General features: G+C 42.7%; 19 protein-coding genes. 12 read left to right on the forward strand and 7 right to left on the reverse strand.

Annotated features, from left to right (window positions below; all coding sequences use genetic code 11):
- Positions 1 to 227 precede the first annotated feature (227 nt).
- Genes QY309_10835 through QY309_10880 form a run of 10 tightly spaced genes read left to right on the forward strand, consistent with a single transcriptional unit; the run spans position 228 to position 8,212 of the window.
- Positions 228 to 1,442, forward strand: a complete 1,215-nt coding sequence (locus tag QY309_10835; GenBank protein WKZ58366.1) for a porin — start codon at positions 228 to 230, stop codon at positions 1,440 to 1,442.
- A gap of 16 nt (positions 1,443 to 1,458) precedes the next feature.
- A complete protein-coding gene (locus tag QY309_10840) occupies positions 1,459 to 1,662 on the forward strand; it encodes a DUF6435 family protein (protein WKZ58367.1) in 204 nt (67 codons plus the stop codon).
- Positions 1,643 to 2,971: a deoxyribodipyrimidine photo-lyase gene (locus QY309_10845; GenBank protein WKZ58368.1), complete on the forward strand. Its 1,329-nt coding sequence runs from the start codon at positions 1,643 to 1,645 to the stop codon at positions 2,969 to 2,971. Before QY309_10840 ends, QY309_10845 begins: the two co-directional genes overlap by 20 nt.
- Positions 2,972 to 2,973: 2 nt before the next feature.
- Positions 2,974 to 3,111, forward strand: coding sequence for a DUF2256 domain-containing protein (locus QY309_10850; GenBank protein WKZ58369.1), 138 nt, complete (start codon positions 2,974 to 2,976; stop codon positions 3,109 to 3,111).
- 30 nt (positions 3,112 to 3,141) lie between these two features.
- Entirely contained in the window at positions 3,142 to 4,608 is a 1,467-nt protein-coding gene (locus tag QY309_10855) for a cryptochrome/photolyase family protein (GenBank protein WKZ58370.1), read from the forward strand.
- Positions 4,605 to 5,090 (forward strand): flavin reductase, encoded by a 486-nt coding sequence (locus QY309_10860; GenBank protein WKZ58371.1) that lies wholly within the window; start codon positions 4,605 to 4,607, stop codon positions 5,088 to 5,090. Before QY309_10855 ends, QY309_10860 begins: the two co-directional genes overlap by 4 nt.
- A gap of 6 nt (positions 5,091 to 5,096) precedes the next feature.
- A complete protein-coding gene (locus QY309_10865; GenBank protein ID WKZ61697.1) occupies positions 5,097 to 6,527 on the forward strand; it encodes an SDR family oxidoreductase in 1,431 nt (476 codons plus the stop codon).
- Positions 6,528 to 6,542: 15 nt separating this feature from the next.
- Positions 6,543 to 7,022, forward strand: coding sequence for an SRPBCC family protein (locus QY309_10870; protein ID WKZ58372.1), 480 nt, complete (start codon positions 6,543 to 6,545; stop codon positions 7,020 to 7,022).
- Entirely contained in the window at positions 7,019 to 7,510 is a 492-nt protein-coding gene (locus QY309_10875; GenBank protein ID WKZ58373.1) for a sterol desaturase family protein, read from the forward strand. The genes QY309_10870 and QY309_10875 overlap by 4 nt, the downstream gene beginning before the upstream one ends.
- A gap of 3 nt (positions 7,511 to 7,513) precedes the next feature.
- Complete coding sequence (locus tag QY309_10880) at positions 7,514 to 8,212, forward strand: lycopene cyclase domain-containing protein (protein ID WKZ58374.1); 699 nt, start codon at positions 7,514 to 7,516, stop codon at positions 8,210 to 8,212.
- Positions 8,213 to 8,256: 44 nt separating this feature from the next.
- On the opposite strand, the gene QY309_10885 is transcribed toward QY309_10880, so the two are convergent.
- From QY309_10885 to QY309_10910, 6 genes are all read right to left on the reverse strand, one after another.
- Positions 8,257 to 8,544: a hypothetical protein gene (locus QY309_10885; GenBank protein ID WKZ58375.1), complete on the reverse strand. Its 288-nt coding sequence runs from the start codon at positions 8,542 to 8,544 to the stop codon at positions 8,257 to 8,259.
- A 114-nt stretch (positions 8,545 to 8,658) separates the two neighbouring features.
- A complete protein-coding gene (locus QY309_10890) occupies positions 8,659 to 11,067 on the reverse strand; it encodes an ABC transporter permease (GenBank protein ID WKZ58376.1) in 2,409 nt (802 codons plus the stop codon).
- A 50-nt stretch (positions 11,068 to 11,117) separates the two neighbouring features.
- Complete coding sequence (locus tag QY309_10895; GenBank protein ID WKZ58377.1) at positions 11,118 to 13,547, reverse strand: ABC transporter permease; 2,430 nt, start codon at positions 13,545 to 13,547, stop codon at positions 11,118 to 11,120.
- Between the two features lie 121 nt (positions 13,548 to 13,668).
- The gene (locus QY309_10900; protein WKZ58378.1) at positions 13,669 to 16,053 is read right to left on the reverse strand and encodes an ABC transporter permease; all 2,385 of its coding nucleotides are present in this window, start codon (positions 16,051 to 16,053) and stop codon (positions 13,669 to 13,671) included.
- A 214-nt stretch (positions 16,054 to 16,267) separates the two neighbouring features.
- Complete coding sequence (locus tag QY309_10905) at positions 16,268 to 16,957, reverse strand: ABC transporter ATP-binding protein (protein WKZ58379.1); 690 nt, start codon at positions 16,955 to 16,957, stop codon at positions 16,268 to 16,270.
- A gap of 91 nt (positions 16,958 to 17,048) precedes the next feature.
- The gene (locus QY309_10910) at positions 17,049 to 18,299 is read right to left on the reverse strand and encodes an HlyD family efflux transporter periplasmic adaptor subunit (protein WKZ58380.1); all 1,251 of its coding nucleotides are present in this window, start codon (positions 18,297 to 18,299) and stop codon (positions 17,049 to 17,051) included.
- A 253-nt stretch (positions 18,300 to 18,552) separates the two neighbouring features.
- On the opposite strand from QY309_10910, the gene QY309_10915 reads away from it, so the two are divergent.
- Together QY309_10915 and QY309_10920 are read left to right on the forward strand one after the other, a co-directional pair.
- Positions 18,553 to 19,932, forward strand: coding sequence for a sigma-54 dependent transcriptional regulator (locus tag QY309_10915; protein WKZ58381.1), 1,380 nt, complete (start codon positions 18,553 to 18,555; stop codon positions 19,930 to 19,932).
- 69 nt (positions 19,933 to 20,001) lie between these two features.
- The gene (locus QY309_10920; GenBank protein ID WKZ58382.1) at positions 20,002 to 21,354 is read left to right on the forward strand and encodes an ATP-binding protein; all 1,353 of its coding nucleotides are present in this window, start codon (positions 20,002 to 20,004) and stop codon (positions 21,352 to 21,354) included.
- 1 nt (position 21,355) lies between these two features.
- Here the strand turns inward: QY309_10920 and QY309_10925 are convergent, their stop codons facing one another.
- A complete protein-coding gene (locus QY309_10925) occupies positions 21,356 to 21,850 on the reverse strand; it encodes an HNH endonuclease (protein WKZ58383.1) in 495 nt (164 codons plus the stop codon).
- Between the last annotated feature and the right edge of the window lie 62 nt (positions 21,851 to 21,912).

Here is a 21,912-nt window from a genome sequence, read left to right on the forward strand (position 1 = left end):
TTTGAATCAATTTCCAAACATTTGGAAGTACGTAACATTAGATTAATAATTCCTTCATACGATTTCCTGTAGCGGTTTTCGGGGTGTTTATCAATCGATTTTGACCCGTTTAAGATGCCATGTTAAGCCAATGTTAAGAACGTGGCATTGGTCGGCAACAGGATTTCAACTGCTTTTTGCATACCTGCTTTCAATAGTTTTGCCCCCGAAAAGCAACCACATTTTCAATGAATCGATTGCTCCGCGCAACCCTGTCAGTCACATTCCTGTTCGTTATCAGTCTATCGCTTGCACAGCAAGATAGCCCGCCTCCTACACCAACAATTGAATGGTACCAGCGGCTAAAAATCCGTGGCTATGCACAGGTTCGGTACAACAAGCTTTTTGAGACCAACCCGGATTTGAAGTGTGAGCAGTGCGATAAATCCTGGGGTGGCGACAATGGCTTTTTCTTCCGAAGGATTCGGATCATTTTTTATGGCCAGGTGCATGAACGTGTATTCGTGTACATCCAACCCGACTTTGCTTCTTCACCTGATGGACGGAATTTACAATTCGGGCAAATACGCGATGCGTACTTTGATGTAGGCATCGACAAGAAAAATGAATTTCGTTTTCGTATCGGGCAAAGCAAGGTTCCGTTTGGGTTTGAGAACTTACAGTCCAGTCAAAACCGTATCCCGCTAGATCGTAACGATGGCATAAACAGTGCGGTGGCCAATGAGCGCGATATTGGAATTTTCTTTTACTGGGCTCCACAAAAAATCCGCGAACGTTTTTCGGAACTTGTCAGCTCAGGCCTGAAGGGTTCGGGTGATTATGGTGTTATTGGTTTTGGTGTACACAACGGCCAGACGGCCAATCGTCCTGAAGGAAATTCCACTCCGCATACAGTTGCCCGAATTTCTTACCCATTTTTAGTTGGCACTAAACAATTTATTGAGCCGGGAATACAAGCCTATACCGGAAAGAATAAAGTGGCCGGTACATCGGCAGCGACAACTGGGGTAACAGGCACAGAAGACTTCATTTATGATGATCAGCGCGTTGCCGCCACGCTGGTGGTGTACCCGCAACCCTTTGGACTAACCGCAGAATATAACATTGGCACCGGCCCGGAATATAACCCGGCAACCAACGTCATTGAACAACGAAAATTAAAGGGCGGTTACGTGATGGCTTCCTATATGGCGCGCTTTAACAACCAGTTTCTTATCCCCTTTACGCGCTACCATTACTATGATGGAGGCAAGAAACATGAATTGGATGCACGCTCCTACTCGGTAAATGAGCTCGAAATAGGCGTTGAATGGCAGCCCATTAAAAACTTTGAGTTGGTGGCCATGTACACCATTTCCAAAAGGCGGTTTGAAGATGCCGTGAATCCGGTAAATTTCCAGGAAGGAAGCCTCCTTCGCCTTCAGTTACAGGCAAATTTCTAAACCAAAAAACACGAACTTGAAAACCAATCAGGCACCTGATTGTTTTATTGCCATGTTCGGATTTTTGAAAAGTGATCCCATAAAAAAGCTGGAAACCAGGCGAAAAAAGCTCCTGGAAGAAGCCATGCACATCCAACGCTCAGGCGACCTTAAATTGTACGCAGTTAAAATGGAAGCTATCGATAAACTGGAAAAAGAAATTGAAGCGCTTCGAAAATAAACCTGCGGAATCCGCTATAAACAAGAACACCACGCTCTTTTGGTTCAGAAGAGATTTGCGTATTCAGGATAACGCTGGACTGTATCACGCCCTAAAAGAAAACGCTAACGTTTTACCAATTTTCATTTTCGATACCGAAATCCGCGATAAGCTTGAAGATGAAAAAGACGCTCGCGTTGAGTTTATTCATCAAACGATTCAGCAAATAAAAAGCGAACTTGAGGCATTGGGCTGTTCGCTAGCTGTTTTACATGGAAACCCAATTGAAATTTTCAAAACACTTAATCCAAAAGCGGTATACACCAATCACGATTACGAATCGTACGGCAATAAACGTGATGAACATGTAAAGAGAATACTGGAAGAAAAAGGAAGCGCTTTCTATTCATTCAAAGACATTGTCATTTTTGAAAAAGATGAAATCGTTAAAGATGATGGAAGTCCGTATACCGTGTACACGCCCTACAGCAAAAAGTGGAAGGCAGCTTTAACTAAATTCTACACCAAATCGTATCCTGTTGAAAAATACTTCGATAGTCTCCTGAAATTAAAACCACTCCCCTTTCCGAAGTTGGAAGAAATTGGATTTTCAAAATCAGGCATCGCCTTTCCGGAAAGAAAAATTAAACAAGCAATCATTGAGAAGTACCACCTGCAACGCGATATTCCTGGCATTGAAGGAACTTCCCGATTGAGTGTTCACCTCCGGTTTGGCACGGTAAGCATTCGCAGGCTGGTTCAGGTTGCACTGAAGAAAAATGAAAAGTGGTTGAATGAATTAATCTGGCGCGATTTCTACCACATGATTCTCTGGCATTTCCCACATGTGGTATCAAAAGCATTCAAACCGGCTTATGATCAGATTGAATGGCGCAATGACCCTGTTGAATTCAAGGCGTGGTGCGAAGGAAAAACCGGATACCCCATCGTAGATGCAGGCATGCGTGAACTTAATGAAACTGGTTACATGCACAACCGTGTACGCATGATTGTTGCCAGTTTTCTTACCAAGCATTTGTTGATCGACTGGCGATGGGGTGAAGCCTACTTTGCCAAAAAGCTTCTTGATTTTGATCTGGCTGCAAACAACGGTGGCTGGCAATGGGCTGCAGGATCGGGTTGCGATGCCGCTCCGTACTTTCGTGTGTTCAACCCCTACATCCAAACGGAAAAATTTGATCCTGAACGAACGTACATCAAGCGCTGGGTTCCTGAAATGGGTACACCCGACTATCCTCAACCGATTGTCGACCATGCATTTGCCCGCGAACGTGTATTAGCTGCCTATAAGGTCGCGTTAGAATCCTGACCATGCGAGGCGTTAAAAAACAACATTTACCGGAGAAGGTCTGTCCGGTTTGCAACCGACCGTTTACCTGGCGTAAAAAGTGGGAACGCGTTTGGGATGAGGTAAAATACTGCAGTGAATCCTGTCGGAAGAAACGGTAAACATAAAACCAGCTTATGTGTTTCTTCTAAGTGGAAATCTCACTTGTCTTCCCGAATCAACTTTACAAAAATCACCCTGCACTCAAGCAAGGCCGAAAGGTTTTGATGCTTGAAGATGACCTCTTCTTCAGTCAGTATGCCTTCCACAAACAAAAACTTGTTCTGCATCGGGCGTCAATGAAAGTCTATGCAGATTACCTTGTTCATAATGGGTTCCATGTTGAATACCTGGATCATGCGGAGGCTAAATCATTAAAGGCCGTATTTCAGAAACTCAAACAAAAAGGAATAGCTTCGGTGCATGTTGTTGATCCTGTCGATTATTTATTGACCAGAAGATTGTTGCGGTATTGCGAACAAGAAAACCTGAAGTTGATTCAATATGAGAATCCAAATTTTATCTGTTCAGAAGAATTCATCAACTCATTCTTCGCCAAAAAGAAACGCTACTTCCAGACGGAATTTTACATCGAGCTACGCAAGCAGCATCAGATTTTGATAGAAGGTGATCAACCCAAAGGTGGAGACTGGACTTACGATACCCTGAACCGACAGAAGATGCCCAAGGAAGTAAAACCTCCTGCCTTACCAGTCTTTGAGAGAAATCAATTTGCTCAGGAAGCCATCGTTTATGTGAACAACAACTTTCCTGAAAATTACGGATCGTTAGAAGGATTTAATTATCCCATAACCTTTAAGAATGCCGAACTTGCTCTTGATAATTTTCTAAAATACCGTTTTGAACATTACGGCATTTATCAGGATGCTATTGTACAAGATCAATCGGCTCTGTTTCATTCGGTGCTCACACCAGCGCTAAATATTGGCTTACTTAATCCGGAAGGAATTCTTAAAAAAGCGGAAACCTGTTTTATCAACTACAACATTCCAATCAATTCAGCAGAAGGTTTTATTCGCCAGGTATTAGGATGGCGTGAATTTATCCGCGCAGTTTACATACGAGAAGGCGTTAAGGAACATACCACCAATTATTTTAAACATAAACGAAAAATTCCACTGGCCTTTTATGCTGGTATAACCGGCATAGAGCCCGTTGACAATGTTATTAAACGCATACTGCAAACCGGGTATGCGAATCACATCGAGCGACTGATGATACTGGGCAACTTTATGTTGCTCTGTGAATTTGATCCAGACGACATCTACCGTTGGTTCATGGAGTTATTTATTGATGCGTATGATTGGGTAATGGTTCCGAACGTTTACGGCATGAGTCAGTTTGCTGATGGCGGCTTGATGGCCACCAAACCGTACATCAGCAGTTCGAATTACATTTTAAAAATGAGTCATTATAAAAGGGCTCCGTGGTGCGAGGTGTGGGACGGATTATATTGGCGATTTATTGCTAAACATCAATCGGCATTCATCAAAAATCCAAGAATGAGCATGATGGTAAAGCAATTGGAAAAAATGGACACACAAAAGAAAGAACGCTTATTCAATGCGGCTGAACGCTTCTTAAACGCATTGGTATGAGTTCAATTCGAAAAAAGCCCTGGAATCGTGTTGACCAACCCGTGTACAGCATTTCAAGTGCGCATAACGGGGTTACAAATATGAACATCTGCTCATACGTGACTCCGGTTTCCATGAAGCCGAAACGATACATTGTTGCCATTTATAAAAACACAAAAACCTTGGCACTCATAGAGCAGAACCCTCAATTTCTGTTACAGTTTTTAACTGAGGATCAGTTTAAACTGGTTAACCTGTTAGGCAAAAAGAGTGGCTTTCACATGAATAAAATCGAGAAGATCAAGGAGCCGGTTGAACTATACAACGAAACCTTCGCATACCTTTCGCATTCGCTCGCCTATCTTCACCTACGTGTATTAGATTGGCTGGATGGTGGCGATCATTGGTGTACCTTGTGTGATGTAGTAGCGTATAAAAATCTCAACCCCGGCAAACCACTTTCGCTTGCGTTGCTGAAGAAAAAGAAAATCATCCGCTCATGAAAAAGCCTGAATATCCTACTCACCGGTTCAACAGGGTACATCGGCAGACGTCTATTACCCATATTATTGGAGCAAGGTCATCACATCATCTGTTTGGTTCGGGACAAGCGTAGATTTGATTTAGAAGATTTTACAGAAGAACACCAAAAGCAAATCACTGTACTTGAAGCCGACCTTCTGGAGCCAGAAACATTGAACAACCTTCCCTTTTCGATAGACCTTGCATTTTACCTGGTACACTCCATGAGCGCTTCTGAAGATTTTCATGACTTGGAAAGAAAATCTGCTGAAAATTTCATTCAATACATTAATCGCACTACAGCCCGGCAAATCATTTACTTAAGTGGTATCGTTAATGATAGTTCTCTTTCAAAACATTTAAGTTCAAGAAAAAATGTTGAGGATATTCTCAGGCAATCTAACGCTGCACTAACCGTACTGCGTGCTGCTATCATTATCGGATCAGGAAGTGCTTCATTTGAAATCATTCGCGATTTGGTGGAGAAGTTACCGGTAATGATTGCACCTAAATGGTTGAAAAGCCGATGCCAGCCAATTGGCATCCGAAACGTGGTGGAATACCTGATTGGGGTTATGATGAAAGAGGAAACGTACAATCAATCCTTTGATATTGGCGGGCCAGATGTACTGAGTTATCATGATATGCTGATGGGGTACGCAAAAGTTCGTGGTCTTAAGCGACTGATTATTCCGGTACCAGTTCTTTCTCCACAACTTTCTTCGCATTGGTTGTATTTTGTTACTTCTACTTCCTTTTCATTGGCCAAGAGTCTGGTGAGTAGCTTAAAAAACGAGGTAATCTGTCAGGATAGCCGCATTCAATCCCTGGTTCCCATCAAGCTGCTAACCTATGAAGAAACCTTACGCCTCACGCTCGATCGCATTCAACAGCGTTACGTCATCTCCAGTTGGAAAGACGCGATTCACCACAACACCATCGACCATAATTTTTTGAATTACATTGAAGTGCCCACACACGGGTGCTTTCATGACAAGCGAACAATTGAATTCAAAAGACCCAAAGAAGAAGTTATCGAAAACATCTGGTGCATTGGTGGCAACAGAGGCTGGTATTATGGAAACTGGATGTGGCGAATCCGTGGGTTCATTGACAAAATTTTTGGTGGGGTTGGTCTAAGACGTGGAAGAAGAAGCCCCAACGACCTGAAAGTTGGTGATGCATTGGATTTTTGGCGCGTACTGTTGGCCGATAAAAAGTCGGGCAGGCTATTACTGTATGCCGAAATGAAACTCCCCGGTGATGCGTGGCTTGAGTTTAAAATTCAGGATAACGTCCTCCATCAAACCGCCACCTTCCGGCCATTGGGCTTGTGGGGCCGGTTGTATTGGTATACCGTGCTGCCTTTTCACGGACTTATTTTCCCCGGTATGATCCGGAACATAGTGCGGGTTTAGTTGTTGTAGGGTTGTATGAAAATCTACAACCTGAAAAGGACTCAATTTTTGCCCATTTCAATCAAGGAAGCCTGGGAATTTTTCTCAAGCCCGGCCAATCTATCGAAAATTACGCCTGAACATATGGGCTTTAAAATTCTGTACATGTCGGGTGGACCGAAAATGTATCCCGGGCAGGTTATCCGGTACATTGTTTACGGGTTGCCAGGCATACCCATGAACTGGATGACTGAAATTACCCATGTTCAGGAGCCCTACTATTTTGTGGATGAACAACGCTTCGGACCGTACGCCTTGTGGCATCACCAGCATCACTTTAAAGAAGTTGACGGTGGTGTTGAAATGACAGATGAGGTGAATTACGCTATTCCACTTGGCATCCTGGGGCGTTTGGCGAACTGGTTGTTTGTTGCACGTGAAGTAAATCGTATTTTTGAACACCGCTACAACGTACTTGAATCGTACTTTACAAAACAGAAGCTTAAAGCCGCATGAGTTTGATTACCATTTTAGTTTGCGCACTGATAACCGTTGCTACCTTTCTGTTCTGGGAGTTTGTTGCCTGGTTTACACATAAGTACATCATGCATGGTGTACTTTGGGTATGGCACAAGTCACACCACACCGTACATGATCACACGCTTGAAAAAAATGATTGGTTTGCTGTTGTCTTCAGCTTACCCTCCATTGCACTATTCTGGTACTCATCAACCACATCAAACCCATACCTATTTGCCGTTGCCCTTGGCATTTTATGCTACGGATTGTTTTACCTGATTTTTCATGATGTGATTGTACACCAACGCATCAAATGGCGTCCCGCTAAGCGAAGCAAATACCTGCAACGCATGATCCATGCACACTATGTGCATCATGCCAAGCATACTAAAGAAGGTTGTGAAGCTTTTGGTTTTTTGTATGCTCCTAAAAAATACGAACCCAAAAATTTCGTGTTTAAGAAAGAAAGACAAGCAACCCAATAAGGTGTGTTCAACGAACGGTATCTTTATCTCGCCCTCGATATATTTTCGATAAGCTTACCGCTTATATTCAGTTTCTATTCTCCGTCCCCATTCTATAAAAAATGGAAACACTTGTGGATAGCCATTTTAATTCCGGCCATTCTTTTTATTGTGTGGGACGAATGGTTTACCCAAATGGGTATTTGGGGTTTTAACCCGCGCTATTTAACCGGCATATACCTGGGCAGCTTGCCTTTGGAAGAAGTCCTTTTCTTCATTTGCATTCCGTATGCATGTGTATTCACCTATCATGCCTTGAACTACCTCATTAAAAAAGATTACCTGGGCCCGTACCAAAAATCAATCACCATATTTCTGGTTGGATTGCTGGTGACCATTGGTGCCTTACATTATTCAAACTGGTATACAGCAGTTACTTTTTTCTCACTGGCGCTCTTCCTGCTATTCCTGATTTATGGTCTGAAAGTAAATTACCTGGGAAGATTTTATGTAGCCTATTTCTTCATTCTCATTCCGTTCTTCCTGGTTAATGGCATTTTAACCGGATCGTTTATTGACGAACAGGTAGTGTGGTACAATGATGCCGAGAATTTAGGGCTGCGTATGGGCACCATTCCTTTCGAAGACACGTTTTATGGAATGTTGCTCATTCTGATGAATGTAGTTATACTGGAAGAGCTACAAAAAAAATCCCGCGGCTGATCTTCCGCAGGACTATATAAATTAATTGGCTTGTTTGTTGTGAACTACTCCACAACCTCAGCACTCTTTAATTGCTTCTCCTTTTTCGGCTTAAGTCCGTTCGACTTAGCAGCCTTTTTTTCGGCCTTGGCAACCTTCTTTTCAAGTTTTGCAGCTTCCTTCTCTGCCCGCTTTGTATCTTTTACTACCGCAGATGCAAGTTTCTTAGAAGACTTGTTGATAAGCTTCTTTACTTTTTTAGATGGTTTGGAATCTTCTTGTGCAACGGCATCTTTCAATACGCCAGAAAACTTACCTTTTAAGTCCTTTTTTAACGCTTTTACCTTATTCATAATCCGCTATTGATTAAGCATTGAAGGTAGCGAATGTTGCCAAAACCTTAACTCTGTTAACAATAATTTAATATTGAAAAGAGAAAAGCGCTCAAAATGAGCGCTTTACAAAATCTATTCGTAACGAAGAGAATTAACCGGATTCGACCGGGCAGCTTTTAATGCCTGAAATCCGATGGTTAGGGTGGCAATCAAAAACGCCAGTAAGCCTGCAATCATAAAAACCACAAAACTCAGGTCAATCCGGTAAGCAAAGTCCGCCAGCCACTCACCCATAAAATACCAGGCCGGTACAACTGCCAGAATAAACGAGATTCCAACCAATAACATAAACTCTTTAGACAAGGTGTAAACCAAGCCTTGTGTAGAGGCTCCTAAAGCTTTGCGTATTCCAATCTCTTTGGTTCGTTGTTCGGTAAGGAAAGCTGCCAAAGCGAACAATCCTAAACATGAGATAAAAATAGCCAACGATGAGAACACCATAAATAAATCGCGCATACGCATCTCGGCACGGAATAAGGCATCAAAATCCTGATCCATAAAGGAATATTCGAAGGGAACACCGGGTGCCATTTCCTTCCACAGGTTTTCCATGCTGGCAATGGCATCTGTTGGATTGCCAGAGTAACGAACCATAAGTTGCCGTGAAATATCCGTTAGTTGCATGATCAGTGGACGGATTTCATTTTTTAACGATTCGTAATTAAAATCCTGAATGACTCCGATCACAGTTAATTTTTTGGCACTGCTCCCACTGAAATCCGTAATTTCAGATCCGATAGCATTTTCCATCGTCCAGCCCAATTCACGAACCGCTGATTCATTGATTAAACAGGCCGATGAATCCGAAGCAATATCTCTCGAAAAGAATCGGCCGTCTTTAATACCAAATTTCATTACGTTCTGATGATCCCAATCTGCGAAGTACGATGCAAGCAAATGATCTTGCTCAGAACCGGCTATCCGAAAAACATTAATATTATTAATACCCGGAAACAAATTATTGGTATAAGATGACGCGGAAATTCCAGCAAGCTGATCGACACGGTCTTTAAATGCTTTGCGGTTATCACTGAGGTTCCGCATGTTTTGAACAGTAATTACCCGATTCTTATCAATACCCAGATTTTTACTTTGCATAAAATTCAGTTGCTGAAAAACAACCAATGTTGCCGCAATTAAAAAAATAGACACACTGAACTGAACCACAACCAGCGCACTTCGAATGCCCTTGGTTTTCATTCCCGAACGCAACTTGCCTTTTAATACTTCAACCGGATTGAAAGAGGTTAAATACAAGGCCGGATAACTGCCTGCCATAAAGGCTATAAAAAATACGAGTCCAACCGCAACCAACACAAATAGCGGATCCATTAATGAAGTTACAGACAACTGTTTACCGGATAGCAGGTTGAACGATGGCATTAACACATAGGTGAGTACAAGCGCCAATACGATAGCCAGAACACTGTAAACAAATGACTCAGCTAAGAATTGTGTTACCAATTGCCTGCGAAAAGAACCCAGCGTTTTTCTAAGGCCAACTTCCTTTGCCCTGCCAGCCGAACGGGCTGTAGACAGGTTCATAAAATTGATACAGGCAATCAACAGAATGAATACACCCACCGCTATAAAAATGTATACATACTTGATATCGCTCGCTGGTTCGTAATCATCTGGAAATACATTTCGCAGATGAGAATCAACCAACGGGTAAATCACATAACTATAAATACCGCCCTGCTTTTTGAATTCCTCGAATGTTAAACCCAATTGTTCCACTTCTGGCCCGACATGCTTTTCGACCAACTCCTCAAGTTTTGCATTAATCACACTAGCGGAAGTCTGATCATCTTTTTTAACATAGGTTTGCATGGAGTTGCCCGTCCAACCCTTGTACATGATGTTGTCTACAGAACTCAACGACAATAGGGCACTAAACTGAAAATGTGAATTGTGAGGAGTTTCACGGGCAATGCCTGTTACTTTATATGCTCGCTTGTCAGGTCCAATGCTTATCAGTTTTCCAAGTGTAGTACCCTGCTCAAAATATTTATTGGCTATCTGTTCGGTAAGTACCACCGAATTGGGTTCTCTCAGTACATTTTGAATATCGCCTTCAAGCAACTCGAAAGAGAAAAATGAAAAGAAATTTGAATCCGCATAGAAGATCTTCTTTTCACTAAACGACTTATCCTCGTACGCGAATACCACCGTGTTTGATGCCGGCCAAATACGGGTATAATCAGTAATGCCCGGAATCTCTTCCTTCATGGCAAGGCCAACCGGATAACTTGAGCTGGTTGTGTTGAACTCCTGCCCCGCCATTCGGCCGGTTAATCCGATTCTGTAAATCGATTCGGCATCCTTATGGAACCGGTCGTAACTCAATTCGTCTTTAATGTAAACGAAAATGAATAAGCAGGCCGTTAACCCAACGGTTAAGCCTGAAATATTAATGGCGGCAAAAAACTTGTGTTTGCGAATATTACGCAGCGCTACAAGGATATAGTTGCGGATCATATGGATTTTGGGTTATGCAGTTAGGATGCTGATTATTTTCAAAAGGTTGCTTACTCACTTTTAAGATTTTCAACCGGGTTAATAAAAATGGCCTGAAGAGTTTGAGAGCCGATGGTAAACAGGGCAAAAAAGGCAAGGATAAAAACCCCAAGACCAATGGTCATAAAATCTACCGTAACGTGGTAAGCGAGGTTTTCAAGCCAAAACGTGTTTAGGAAATAAGCGGCAGGAACAGCTACGGCCAGGGCAATAACCAATATGACGATGTACCCTTTCGACAAGGTAAACACCAAGGCGCTGTTTGAACTGCCTAATATTTTACGCATGGCAATTTCCTTCTTTCTCGACTCCAATGAATACGTTGCCATTCCCAACAGACCGAGGCATGAAATGGTAATGGCGATAAAGGCTATGAAGCCCAATAGCCTGATGAGGGTACCGAAAACAATATCGAATAACTTACCCATCTCTGCTTCAAAATCCTTTACCTCAACCTTAAGCCCGGGGTTAACAACCGACCATGCACGCTCAGCGCTTTTAGTTACATCTTCGAAACTACCGGAATATGTTACCTGAAGTAATCTGTACTCATCAGGATTATACATCAGCGCCAGCGGTTCAAGGCTTTCAGCAAAAAGTTCAAAATGATAATCTTTAACTACCCCAATGATTTGCTTTTCGGAGGAATCTCGTTTCATAATCAACACTTCACCAATAGCTTCTGCAGGAGAATTAAAATGAAATTCCTTTAGTGCAGTCTCATTCAACACAATAAAATTACGATTTGACTCCCCTGCTTCCGGAGCAAAGAATTTACCTGCCGCTAACGTAAGCTCCATGTTAGCCAGGTAATCTTCATCCACAGAAAAGTAACTCAGGCTCTTCCCTTCCTTTTCGCTCAATGAGCGCAAAAAATCTCCTCCATATTGAATACCAGCTAATGGAATATGCGAGGCAGCTGAAACGTTCTGAACATTGGCCTGCTTGAGCAGTTCAGTTTTTAGATTTAAAATTGATGTCTCCCCCTTCTGAATGATTATTTTATTTTCAGACGAAAATCCATTGTCGTGATGGGAGAACAAACTGAGCTGGTTGTACATCACAATCACGGTTAGTATGAAAATCATAGCCACAGAGAACTGTACAACCAATAACGTTTTGCGCAAACCCACCTTAGACATCAATCGGGTATTGCCCAGGTTCTTCAATACTTTTACAGGTTGAAAGCCGGACAGGATACCGGCCGGAAACAATCCGGCCAGCAAACCGACCCCAATCGCCAAAATGAAAAACAAGCCATACACAACGTAGTTTGCGGATAAGTTCCACTTCAGAAACCGGGCAAACGCGAGATCAACCACAAAAGGCTTAAGAAAATAAATCATACCGATGGCGAGGACGAGAGCGAATAAGGAAACGATTACAGATTCGCTTAGGAATTGGGTGAATAATTGCCAACGTGTTGCCCCCGTTACCTTACGTACGCCAATTTCACGTGCTCTGGTAAGTGACCGAGCTATGGACAGGTTGGTAAAGTTGAAACACGAAGTGATCAGGATGACACCCGCGAGGCCTGCCAAAAAATAAACGATAAACCAAGGCATAAACGGCCCGATTGGGTTATTTAACATTTTACCCGGAATGATCTCTAACAGATTTTGATAACTGTACTTAACTTCCGTTGTATTGGGTTCAATCAGGTTACTGAAATGATCGGCACTGATTTTTGCAAGGTGAGGTTCAATATCTTTAATTGTCTTACCCTCTTCTACCAACACATATACCCAACCCTGTGTGAAATTATGCCAGTTGTCCAGATCGTTTCCCAACACACCTGTTGCCTCCAGACTTTGAACCGTAGCCATACTGGCAAAGGCTTCCGCCACAATATGCGACCGATGTTCTGTCTCCTTAATAACACCGGTTACTTTATACGTTCCCAGCTTCCCAACTTTAAAAGATTCCCCTACAGGGTTTTCAACTTTAAAAAGTTTACGCGCTGTCTTTTCAGTAAGTACTACCGAGTATGGTTCCTGAAGTGCAGTGGCTGCATCACCATATAATAGCTCATGTTGAAAAAGGTCCAGAATCTCAGGATCAGCAAAAAAACCACTGACAGGAATATTTATATCGCGACTGGGTTCAACTTCAACCCAATGATTGCCAAACCCGCGCATGATCCGCACGGCCTTTTCAACTCCGGTGTAATTGTTTAATAGCTCATCCTTTATAGGTAAGGTAGTGGTGGCGAACTCTTTACCCGGTGCTCCATTTAATTCTTCCCAGTAAGGGATTGATGTAATTCTGTAAATACGGTCAGCAAATTGATTATGCCGATCAAGCATCATCTGATCGGCCACCAGCATCATAATGGCCATACAAATAGACATGGCTACAGCCAAACCAAAAATGTTGATAAAGGAGAATACCTGGTACTTAAGAATATTCCGTACAGCAATGGCCACGTAGTTTTTTAACATACCAAAATGGAATTAGGATTTAATGAACGAAGCAAAAAGTTCAGGAAGGTTGGAACTTAGACGCTAATCCTAATTTCAGGTTACAGACAAAGACGTAGAATCTTTAAAATTTTCATCTTAATTACTCATCGCGCAATACATTAACCGGATTCATCCGGGCGGTATTGTAGGTTTTCATGCCCACCGTAAGTGCTGAAGCCACCAGAATAATCAAAGACGAAATGATCATGGTGGTTACTGTAGCATTTTGATAAAATTTCCAGATGCTGCTCATCAACATGCCAGACATATAATATCCACCGGCAACACCCAGCCCACAGGCAATAATCAAAATAATGGCGAACTCCGTATTGATAACACGCGAAATATTTGAAATGGAAGCACCCAATACTTTACGTACTCCAATTTCTTTCATGCGTTTAATGATGTTTAACGATACCAGTGTAAACAATCCGGTAATTGACAACAACACGGCAACGATTCCCAGAAACACAAACATCTTCACAATATTTGTATTGACGGTAATGGCCTCGACATTCTCATCGTCCATAAAACGGCTGGCAAACTTGCGATTTGGATAAACTTCCTTCCATCGCTCCTCCATGTATTCATTTACAGCCACGATTTTATCGGAAGGTGCGCTTACCAACAAGTGGCGATACTTTTCAGGGCCACCATAACGGATCATTAGTGGTTCATGCTCACGCCACAACCCATTTGTGTACACATCTTTCACTACTCCAACCACATACAACTTAACCGTGTCCATCCACACCACTTCTTTACCCAACGGTTGATCCCAGCCAAACTTTGCCGCCAATTTTTCCGTAATGATTACCGACTCCTTCTTGTCGGTTTCAGAATCTCGTTCAAAGTCGCGGCCACTCTTTAATATAAGCCCTGCAGTTTTGAGGTAATCCGTACCTACGTGCATAATATCCACTTCAATCTCAGTTGTTTCATGCCGGATGGGATCATTATACATGCTGGCAAAAATGTGATGCTCTGACCCAGCCACTGAAATTACATCCGGATGTTGAAGCATGATATCGCGTAAAGCGTTAAACTCGGCTTCACCGTTGATCCACGTGAACAGTACTTCCTTCTGCTTAAATCCCAGGTCGAAATCGCGCTGGTATTTGGCATTCTCGGTAAACGCAATACTGCACACAATACCGACTAATGAAATAGCAAATTGGAGGGTTAATAATACCCGGGTAAAATAATTTGTTCCACCAAACTTCAGTTTGCCTTTTAATATGGTAGTGGGTTGAAACTTGCTGATATAAAATGCAGGATAACTTCCGGCCAATAAGCCGGTAAAGGCCAGTATGCCTATCATGACAAAGAGAAAATCGGGCTCACCAAAATAATTGGTGGTGAGCTTCATGTATGGCCAGAGTGAATTGAAGGCCGGAATCAACAGGAAATCAGCTATCAACATACCAAAGACCAGGGAGATAAAGCAAACCAACATGGTTTCGCCAATAAATTGAACGATGAGCTGTGCGCGCATACTGCCCATCACTTTTCTGATGCCAATCTCCTTTAACCTTCTGGATGAAATGGCGATGGATGTATTGGTGAGGTTAAAGCAGGCAATCAACAGCACAAATATTCCCATAACGGCAACGCCTACCACCGCAGCTATAGGAGAAGCATCACGTGTCCAGGAGCCTGGACGTTCGGAATACGTATCGCGAACAGCCATACCTACAAATGAATCAAGTTTGAATGCTGTGATGACGAAATCCTCCCTGACCTTATTGTTATTTTCTATGAATGGCTTAAGCTGTGTTTCAATACTTGAAATGCGGGCTGGGTCCGGTATTTGCAAAAACAAGGTATTCCGGTAATACCAATTTAGTCCTTGTTGTAGATCCGGAGCCACATCCCAGTAATTATCATACAAAGCAAAAGCGTGGTCGTTAAAGCTGGTGTTAATAGGTGATGTTTTGTAAACTGCTGCTATTTCATATTCCTTTGTTTTCCCATCGCCCAAAATATGGGTAAGGGTCTTACCGAGCACATCCGTGCCACCAAATAACCGAAGAGCAAGTTCATCACTAATCAATACGCTGGTTTTATTTTTAATTGTAGATGGTGAACCTGATAGAAATTCGTAGGTAAACATGTCAAAAAAGTCAGGATCGACATACGACATGTTGGAATCAAAAATCTCATCTTCAATTTTAAATTCAGCGTACGTACCCGAATAGCGTGTTAAGGCCTTTACGTCTTTAATGTTTTCACGCGCCACTGCCCCTAATGGTACCGGAACATGGCCGAATTCTGTAGCCTGTCCCTGGAAACTCCGGATGGAATTTACCCGATAGATTTCGGATGCCTGCTTATGGTGGCTATCGAAACTTGCGTTGAAATCCCAGTTATAATATGCGGTAATGCAACAGGCTATAGAAATAGCCATGCCTAGTATATTGATGAAGATGTACAGTTTGCTCTTCATCATGCTGCGGAAAGTAATGAGTAAATAATTTTTGATCATGCGAGGGTAGATGGTTTACGCTATAAGACTGAATTGTGGCTAAACAGGTTGCATGTCTGCCAAAGAAATGCCAAAGAAATTTTTCGCATTACCAGCGTTCAATACAGGTTTAACAAAAGTAAGTTGTTCACTTTCGCACAGCCCTGTGTTCGGTAAATAAAAAAAGTCCGAACTATCGTCCGGACTTTTTAATAAACAACCTAAACCTATGAGACTATATATGAAATTGTTCTTTGATGTTCTCTGTAACCACTTTACCGTCAAACAGGTTAACAATGCGGTGCGCGTAGTTGGCATCGTAAGGTGAGTGTGTTACCATGATGATGGTTGTTCCCTCTTCATTTAATTGAGAAAGAAGCTTCATTACTTCTTCGCCATTAGCTGAATCCAGGTTACCAGTAGGTTCATCGGCCAGAATTACTTTTGGCTTTGCTACAATGGCACGCGAAATAGCCACACGCTGTTGCTGACCACCTGAAAGTTGCTGTGGGAAGTGATTTTTCCGGTGCATAATGTTCATGCGCTCCAATACTTCCTCTACGCGTTGCTTCCGCTCAGCTGCAGGTACTTTCATATACAACAATGGAAGCTCAACGTTTTCAAACACAGTTAGTTCATCAATGAGGTTAAAGCTTTGAAATACAAAACCAATTGAACCTTTACGCAACTGTGCCCGCTGACGCTCAGAGTATTTGGCTACTTCGTGCTCACCGAAATGGTATTCTCCGTTGCTGGGGTTATCCAGCAAGCCCAGAATATTCAATAAGGTTGATTTACCGCAACCGGAAGGGCCCATGATGGCTACAAACTCGCCATCTTTAATCTCCAGGTTAATATTGCTCAGGGCAGTAGTCTCTACCTCTTCGGTAGTGTATACTTTTTCAAGATTTTTTAGTTTAATCATGGCTTGGTTATTTTCAGTGTTAGGATGTTTTAAATATGGATTTAGTTTTCTCTTACTCGTTTTATTTCAAAAGGTTACATGTTTTCGATTTTTAGTTCAAAATCAGCACCTCATTGTTTCCAAAATTCTCATACGATGAAGTTATTACACGGTCGCCTGGTTGCAGTCCTTCAATTACTTCAAAGTGCTCGGTGTTCTTTCTGCCCAGTTTGACGCTGCGTTTAACCGCCCGGTTACCGTCAGCTTCCAAAACATATACCCAGTTTCCACCGGTATCCTTATAAAAGCCACCTACCGGCAACAATAATTCCTCCGATGATTGACCCAGTTCTATTCGCAAACGCAACGACAAACCTCTTCGGATACCCTGAGGAGTCTCTCCTACAAAGTTCATATCAACCGGAAATCTTCCATTGGTAACGTTGGGGTACACATACGTTATCGCCAATTCATAGTTGTTATTCGCAAAACTGGTTGTGCCTTTCAACCCTTCTGTAATGCGGGGCAAGTAAATCTCATCAATTTCAACACGCACTTTATAACTACCCACCACATCTACCTGGCCTAAACGCTGGCCCGGGTTTACACTTTGGCCTGCGTCAAGCTGTGGTCGCGTAAGTTGCCCATCAATGGGTGCCCGAATAATCAGGTTATCCAATATTTTGCTTACGCCTTCCAAACTTTCTGTCATTTTTTGCTCACGGAAAGTAAGTTCACGCAATTGCCTGATCCGATCAAGGGAGTCATTTTTATATACTTCATAAGTGATCCGTCTGCGTTCCAGGTTGTATTTATAGTCTGCTTCAGTTCTTTCAAACTCCTGCTTTGAAATTAATTTCTTTTCAAACAGTTGCTTTTGCCTGAAATACTGAGGCTCAAGAATCTGTAATTGATTATCAATCAACGCCAGCGTTTGCCGTTGTTCCAGGTCATTTCGCGTAATCGCTAAACGGGTATCCCGCTGCCGGGTAATACTTTCGTTCAATTGCGCTTCCTGTTGCAAGACTGTCAATTCACGGTTAAGGTTGCTTAATTCAAGAATTATATCTCCTTTTTTTAGCATGGCTCCACTCTCAGCCACAACCGCTTTAATTGTTCCACCCTCAACGGCATCAAGGTATACGGTACGGCTTGGCTCAACTGTTCCGGTTTGAGGGATAAACTCCTGAAATACACCATTGCTCACAGTAGAAATCGTTACTTTATCACGTTCAACTTTCAGCGTTGATCGTCTGTCGGCAAACAATAATTGGTATCCAACAAATACAACAAACAGGGCAATGCCGCCATAGGTGGCTATCTTTTTTAATGTCCAGGTCTTCTTTTTAATCTGACGATCCATCAATGCAAAAAATTAAAGTACACCAGCCTGTTGCCAACAAGTGTGCCAAGTGCCATAAACTGGTCATTAACCCGTATTAAGCCCTTATTCTGCCCTATTTTACGTTCACATGTGAACGAGTCTGTCCGCATGCGGACATTATCTTTTATATTTGCAGGTCCTATTCTTCGAAATTGCCCAAATCTGCATGAAACACATATCCGGTATCAACTTTGCCAAGTGTGCACCATTACCGGACAAAGACTGATCGACTATGGAACAAAAGCACGGCAAAATTCTGATTGTTGACGATAACGAAGACCTGTTGAAAGCCGCCAAAATGTTTTTAAAAAGACATTTTGCACAGGTAGATATAGAGAAAAACCCCGAGGCCATACCGGCTTTAATGAATAACGAAGATTACGATGTGATTCTGCTCGACATGAACTTCACCAAAGATGTGAGTAGTGGCAGCGAGGGGTACTATTGGTTAGGTAAGATTCTGGAGCTTGATCCTTCAGCCGTTGTGGTTCTAATAACGGCCTATGGCGATGTGCAGATGGCCGTTAAAGCGATCAAAGCGGGTGCAACTGATTTTGTGCTGAAGCCTTGGGAAAATGAAAAGCTACTGGCTACGCTTTATTCCTCTATGCGGCTTCGCGAGTCGCGCGACCAGATTGAAACCCTGAAATTCAAGAATCAGGAAATCAACCAGGAGCTTAACAAGCGCTTCAGTGAAATCATCGGACAAAGCACAACCATGCAACGCATCTTTCAAACCATTGACCGTGTTGCACAAACGGATGCCAATGTTTTGATATTGGGTGAGAACGGCACCGGTAAAGAATTGATTGCCCGTGCCATTCACAGAAACTCCTCCCGCTCACACGAAAATTTTGTTGGCGTAGATTTAGGTTCCATTACCGAAACACTCTTTGAGAGCGAACTTTTCGGTCATAAAAAAGGCGCATTCACCGATGCCAAAGAAGATCGCGCGGGTAGATTTGAACTGGCTAATGGTGGCACGTTGTTTTTAGATGAGATTGGAAACCTCTCCATGCCCCTGCAAGCCAAGTTGTTAACCGTACTTCAAAACCGAAGGGTTAGTCGTGTGGGGGCAAATAAAGAGACACCAATTAATATTCGCCTGATTTCTGCCACCAACATGCCGCTGTATGATATGGTAAAAGAAAATCGCTTTCGGCAGGATCTACTTTATCGTATCAACACCATTGAAATTGAAATTCCTCCGTTACGCGAACGCCTGGAAGACATTCCGTTACTGGCGAACCACTTTTTAAAATACTACGCGGAGAAGTACAACAAAACAGTCAGCAAAATAAGTGATGCTGCCGCGGTGCGGATGCACAAACATCCGTGGCCCGGAAATATTCGGGAACTGCAACATGCAATTGAACGCGCTGTGATTCTCAGCAATAATCCGGTTCTTCAGCCCGAAGACTTTAACCTGTCAACCTCAGGGCCGAAAGAAGACGGGCAATTAAGTTTGGAGCAGTACAACCTGGAAGAAGTGGAAAAACTCCTGATCCGCAAAGTGCTCAAAAAATACAACGGCAACATTACACAGGCCGCTGCCGAACTTGGGCTTACCCGATCATCTCTATACAGAAGACTTGAAAAACATGGGCTCTAGGCATAAAAGTTTCAGGATCAACCTATAAAGTTGAGGATTGAAACTTTACTTTTACATACATCATAACCTGTGAATAACGTATTCAGCGACTTTCGTTCCCGCGTCATTCTGCGTGTAATCCTGATCGGATTGAGCATGGGCCTGTTTGTATACATGCTCGGAAACGAAAATATGATTTTCGCGGCTATACTCACTTTCGTGATTATCATTCTTCAACTGGTGGAGCTCTTTCGTTTTGTGAGTCAAACCAACCGAAAGCTTACCCGTTTTCTCGAATCGGTTAAATATTCCGATTTTATTTCTGGCTTTACAGCCGATCATAAACTCGGAAGAAGTTTTAAAGACCTTAACCTTGCCTTCAATGAAGTATTGGAAGCATTTCGCAGAGCACGCTCAGAAAAAGAAGAGCATTGGCAATACCTGAACACCATCGTTCAACAAGTACGCACCGGGCTACTTTCTTACGATGCGGAGGGAAACATTCAGCTAATCAATGCGAACGCACGAAAGTTCATGAATATACAAGCGATTAAAAAAATTCATGACCTGAAAGAAATAAATCCTAAGCTCTATCAATCCATCGTAGAAACAGAAGCCGGAAAAAGTACGTTGTTCAAAGGTGGCAATGAATTATACTTAACCATTCAAGCCACTGAACTTCGCATCCGCGGAAACGATGTAAGGCTGATTACCTTACAAAACATTCAACCGGAATTACAAAAGCAGGAACTTGAAGCCTGGCAAAATCTTACGCGCGTGTTGCGTCATGAAATCATGAATTCCATTACACCCATTTCCTCGCTCACTTCTACCCTTAAAGATGTATTGGAATACGATCTTCAAAAAAAAGATGGGCACTACGAATTAAAAACTGAAGGTGCAGAAGATTTAAAGGAAGGACTGAACACCATTGAGAACAGAAGTAAAGGCCTTATAAAATTTATCGATGCTTATCGCGAATATACTTCGTTGCCAAAGCCGAAATTAAAATCCATTCGACTGAAGGACATCATCGAAAAGGTGGCAACCTTAATGAAGCCCGATATCAAGAAGCACAACATTAATTTTTCATACACGTGCTCCTCCGAATACTTGACGATACAGGCCGATGAGGAAATGATTGAGCAGGTATTGATTAATTTATTGAAAAATGCGGTAGAAGCATTGGCTGAAACAAAAAATCCGACTCTTGAACTTCGCGGCCTTTACGATGAGAGCTCTGTGAAAATTGAAGTAATCGACAACGGAGCGGGCATCATTAAAGAAGCGATTGAAAAGATATTTGTGCCATTTTACTCCACCAAACGCACAGGCTCAGGTATTGGCCTGAGCCTGTCGCGGCAGATTATGCAAATGCACAACGGCTCCATTTCAGTTGAATCGGAGCCAGATGTAAAGACGGTGTTTACGCTGCGATTCTAAATCACCCTAAAAACTCATCCCACTCATTTCCATGATGGGTAGAGAGCTCGCGAAGGAAAAGCGAGTACGAAGGTTTGTGTGGCTTTTTGCGTAACGGCATACCGGCCTCCTCCGGGGTAAAGTCGCCTTTCTTCGCGTTACAACTTTTACAGGCAGTCACCAGGTTTACCCAGGTGTGCTGCCCGCCTTTTGAACTCGGAATGATGTGATCTAACGTAAGTTCTCTTTTTGTGCCACAATACTGGCACTCAAAATTATCGCGCTTGAAAATATTTTGCCGCGTAAGCGCCACACCCTTATAAGGGGCCCGAACATACCGGTTTAGGCGAATAACGGAAGGCATGGGAAAACTTTGGGTTACCGAATGCAGTTTATGCCCGTTGGCGGGTCGTATCATTTCGCTTTTGTTCAGGTATACCAGCACAAAAGCGCGTTGAACGGAGCAAACCATTAACGGGCTAAAATCCTGATTAAGTACCAAAACCCGGCTATTCATGCAGGTAATTTAGGTGCATTCTGTTTAGGATGCAAGACGGATGCAGCTCAGGATGGCTGAAA

This window comes from Cyclobacteriaceae bacterium, assembly GCA_030584025.1.
GTDB lineage: Bacteria > Bacteroidota > Bacteroidia > Cytophagales > Cyclobacteriaceae > UBA2336.

Excerpts from the sequence above, each read along its gene's own strand:
- QY309_10835 (WKZ58366.1), top strand. The coding sequence starts at position 228 with ATGAATCGATTGCTCCGCGCAACCCTGTCAGTCACATTCCTGTTCGTT.
- QY309_10850 (WKZ58369.1), top strand. The coding sequence starts at position 2,974 with ATGCGAGGCGTTAAAAAACAACATTTACCGGAGAAGGTCTGTCCGGTT.
- QY309_10860 (WKZ58371.1), top strand. The coding sequence starts at position 4,605 with ATGAGTTCAATTCGAAAAAAGCCCTGGAATCGTGTTGACCAACCCGTG.
- QY309_10870 (WKZ58372.1), top strand. The coding sequence starts at position 6,543 with ATGAAAATCTACAACCTGAAAAGGACTCAATTTTTGCCCATTTCAATC.
- QY309_10875 (WKZ58373.1), top strand. The coding sequence starts at position 7,019 with ATGAGTTTGATTACCATTTTAGTTTGCGCACTGATAACCGTTGCTACC.
- QY309_10885 (WKZ58375.1), bottom strand. The coding sequence starts at position 8,544 with ATGAATAAGGTAAAAGCGTTAAAAAAGGACTTAAAAGGTAAGTTTTCT.
- QY309_10890 (WKZ58376.1), bottom strand. The coding sequence starts at position 11,067 with ATGATCCGCAACTATATCCTTGTAGCGCTGCGTAATATTCGCAAACAC.
- QY309_10895 (WKZ58377.1), bottom strand. The coding sequence starts at position 13,547 with ATGTTAAAAAACTACGTGGCCATTGCTGTACGGAATATTCTTAAGTAC.
- QY309_10900 (WKZ58378.1), bottom strand. The coding sequence starts at position 16,053 with ATGATCAAAAATTATTTACTCATTACTTTCCGCAGCATGATGAAGAGC.
- QY309_10905 (WKZ58379.1), bottom strand. The coding sequence starts at position 16,957 with ATGATTAAACTAAAAAATCTTGAAAAAGTATACACTACCGAAGAGGTA.
- QY309_10910 (WKZ58380.1), bottom strand. The coding sequence starts at position 18,299 with ATGGATCGTCAGATTAAAAAGAAGACCTGGACATTAAAAAAGATAGCC.
- QY309_10915 (WKZ58381.1), top strand. The coding sequence starts at position 18,553 with ATGGAACAAAAGCACGGCAAAATTCTGATTGTTGACGATAACGAAGAC.
- QY309_10925 (WKZ58383.1), bottom strand. The coding sequence starts at position 21,850 with ATGAATAGCCGGGTTTTGGTACTTAATCAGGATTTTAGCCCGTTAATG.